The organism is Butyricicoccus sp. (assembly GCF_050872565.1).
Lineage (GTDB): Bacteria > Bacillota > Clostridia > Oscillospirales > Butyricicoccaceae > Butyricicoccus_A.
This window is the reverse complement of the sequence record NZ_JBNMHC010000254.1, coordinates 1-3,317: the sequence shown is the minus strand read 5'-3', so window position 1 is coordinate 3,317 and position 3,317 is coordinate 1. Positions and strand designations below refer to the sequence as shown.

Here is a 3,317-nt window from a genome sequence, read left to right as displayed (position 1 = left end):
TGGTACCGCATTTGGCGTACATGGGCGTTATTTTGTCCGAGCCGATTATTTGGTGCATCATGGTCATCCCGCTGATTGTACAGATTTTGTTCGGCAAACAATTCCGCGATTTGAGAGAAGAAGCCAAACAGACGGCGTAATAAAATATAGACAGACAAAAATCCCGTTGGACAATTCCAACGGGATTTTTTAAATGAAAGGAGTAAAAAATGAAAAAGAAAAGATATAATCAATTCACACTCAGTCTTACTGAATGGAGCTTGTTGGTTGTCTGCCGCTTTCCAGCCGATGCTGCGGTCGGACAGTTGACCGTTTGAGTTAAACTATGTTTTAAGTCGCGTGTTTTTTTGTTTTCCTTAACTCTGGTATTAGTATACCGCAAAATTCCCGGCTTTGCGTGACCATATGAAGAACTCTTTTTGAAGAAATGTAGAAGAAATTATTGCTAAAATATGAATAACGGAGACATGAAAAAAGCCGCGGACTGTGCCGCGGCAATTTTTCGGAAAGGAGAAAGAAAAAAGAAAAAATATATGAAATCTTTTTCGGCAGGTTTGCCGAGAAAAGAGAAATAGGTTGTCTGCCGCTTTTGAATCAAATTCCGGCCGGGCAGCTGGCCTTTAGGGAGATGCTTCATTTGTTTGTCTGGTATTATCATACACGATCTTCTCCAAAAAATGGTGACGAAATTTGAAAGAAAATTTAAATAATTCATGGAAAAATTGTGTCTGAATTGTAACGATTGCCAGAGCCAGATAAAAACACCGCGGTTTTGTCCGCGGTGTTTTTAAAAGAAAGGAAAAATATGAAAAAATATAAGAGTGATTGAAACAGAAGAAAAGAGGAACCTCTGTTTCGCTTGGAAGAGTCTTTCTTACTGTGCATATCTCATCTGCACTGGTATTATCATACACGATTTTTCACTGGAATGCATGAACAAAAATAGAAAACTTTGTAGATAAAATGTGAACAAATTCACAGTTCCATTTCCGGTTGATCTGCATCTACAAATCCGACTTGTGTTTCACAGTGGAAAATTTGCTTCTAGTTCATCCCGTGCAGCAAGCACTCGCTCTCGGTTGAAGTCTGTAAATCCATCGATAGGGAAGAAAATATCTGTTGAGGCAGGACTAAATCATGCGCGCCCATTGGCAACGTGTATTTCAGAGATACGGCGTTGCCTAAATCTACAATAGAATTATTGTAGAGTCAATATGCAAACGAAAAAATGATTGGTAAAAAACAAAAACGGCATAGCCTAAGACTACACCGTTCTCGTATAACGATATGATTTTAAATTGCGCGGAACACAGCATCCATAATTTCAGAGATGCGTGTGCCGGATACAGAACGATCCGCGCAATTCAAATAGATTTTCTTCCGCTTATTAAACAGCAAGCGCGTCTGCTTTTCCTTATCGCCTTGCAGAAGCGGACGCGTGGTGTCACGGCTCAAGTTCTGTACGATGCGATAGAATGGCGTGTTCAGATGGATGAGTAAGCCGTTTTTCTTGTACTGCTCCACATTTTCCGGACGCAAAACTGCGCCGCCGCCCAGTGCGATGACACAGCCGGTGCGGTCCGCGATCTCGCGGGCACAATCGGTCTCAATATCGCGAAAACCGGATTCACCGATTTCTACAAAAATATCGGAGATTTTTTTGCCCTCGCGCTTTTCCAAATAGTCATCCATATCGACAAATTCGTATTGCAGGGTGCGAGCCAGCTTGCGGCCAATCGTCGTTTTGCCACTGCCCATAAAGCCGCACAGGACAATATTCTGCTTGCCGTATACATCATGCAGACGCTTTTTTGCCATGTCGCCGGACAGCAACCGCAGAATGCGTGTCAGATCCGCAGATTCAAACTGCGTGCCGAACCAGATAGTCTGTGCATAAGCTGCCTGCAATACCAGCATCAGAAGGCCATTGCGTGTCTTGACGCTGTGCGGAGCCAACTTCATAAAAGCGGTTTCCGGCGGATTGTAAATCGTGTCAAAGACATATTCTGCGCCGATAGGCAGCTTCTCCAGCGGACAAGCATCTTCGTGCGGATACATGCCAAGCGGCGTACCGTTGACGAGAATGGCCGTGGCACGCGGCAGCTGCGTGGCAGGCATCACATCAATGTCAGCTTGCGGCAGATAGGAGCGGATTTCATTGCGCAGAGCCTTTGCCTTGGTCAAATTTCGACCGGTAATCAGAACTCTTGCACCTGCATTGGCGAGATGATAGCAAATGACGCGGGCAACACCGCCATAGCCGCAGACAACAGCAATTTTGTTCTCGACAGAGATGCCGTCAAATTCCAGTGAGCCGGAAAAGCCCAAAATATCTGTATTATAGCCGACAGCGGTTCCATCATGGAAAAATACCGTATTGACACTGCCGAGATTTTTTGCTGTCTCATCGACAGCATCCAAATATTGAAATACCGCTTTTTTGTGCGGGATAGTCAAGTTTAAACCACCGCATTTTTGCGAAGCGATGCGCATTGCTTCTTCTAAATCCTCCGGCGGTACATCGACAGCAAAGTACTCACAATCTTTTCCGGAAGCTTGAAACAGCTTGTTGTGCAGCTCTGGAGACATCGTATGTGCGATAGGATGCCCGAACAACGCGAAAGTCGGCTTGCTCGGCACATAATTTCGGAATTCATCCATGGTCAAAATCATGGGAGTCATTCTCCTTTCTGCTTGAGAGCGTCCAATGTCTCAAAGAACGTCGGATAAGAAATGGCGACGCAATCTGGGTCATCAATCGAGGAATTGCCGTCGCAAGCGAGTGCGCACACAGCCATGCTCATGGCAACGCGATGATCGGCATAGCTTGCAAAATCTGCACCGTGCAGCGGCTTTCCGCCGTGGATAATCATGCCGTCCTCGGTCTCCTGTACATCGGCACCGGTCTTGGACAGCTCAGCTGTCATGGTCGCAATGCGATTGGACTCCTTAACCTTCAGCTCCTGTGCGTCACGAATGACGGTTTCACCGTCAGCGAAAGCAGCAGCGACAGCCAAAACCGGGATCTCATCAATCAGGCGGGGAATCATATCGCCGCCGATTGTTGTACCGTGCAGATGGGAAGAGCGAACGCGCAAATCACAGATTGGTTCCACGGTACCGCGTTCGTTCAGGCGTTCAATGTTTGCGCCCATAGCTTCCAGCGCATCCAGAATGCCGGTGCGTGTCGGATTGATGCCGACATTGCGAATGACAATATCGCTGTTCGGCAAAATTAAGCCAGCAACGAGAAAATAAGCGGCGGAAGAAATGTCACCCGGAACCTCTACATTGACCGCGTGCAGAGCTTTCGGCGG

At 46.5% G+C, this 3,317-nt stretch carries 2 protein-coding genes; both read right to left on the bottom strand.

The window, feature by feature from the left end; all coding sequences use genetic code 11:
* Nucleotides 1–1,293: 1,293 nt before the first annotated feature.
* The gene (gene aroE / locus ACR0P9_RS09590; protein WP_432619589.1) at nucleotides 1,294–2,673 is read right to left on the bottom strand and encodes a shikimate dehydrogenase; all 1,380 of its coding nucleotides are present in this window, start codon (nucleotides 2,671–2,673) and stop codon (nucleotides 1,294–1,296) included.
* A 5-nt stretch (nucleotides 2,674–2,678) separates the two neighbouring features.
* Nucleotides 2,679–3,317: 3-phosphoshikimate 1-carboxyvinyltransferase (locus ACR0P9_RS09585; RefSeq protein ID WP_432619587.1), on the bottom strand; the 639-nt coding region annotated here is incomplete at its 5' end.

Excerpts from the sequence above, each read along its gene's own strand:
- aroE (WP_432619589.1), bottom strand. The coding sequence starts at position 2,673 with ATGATTTTGACCATGGATGAATTCCGAAATTATGTGCCGAGCAAGCCG.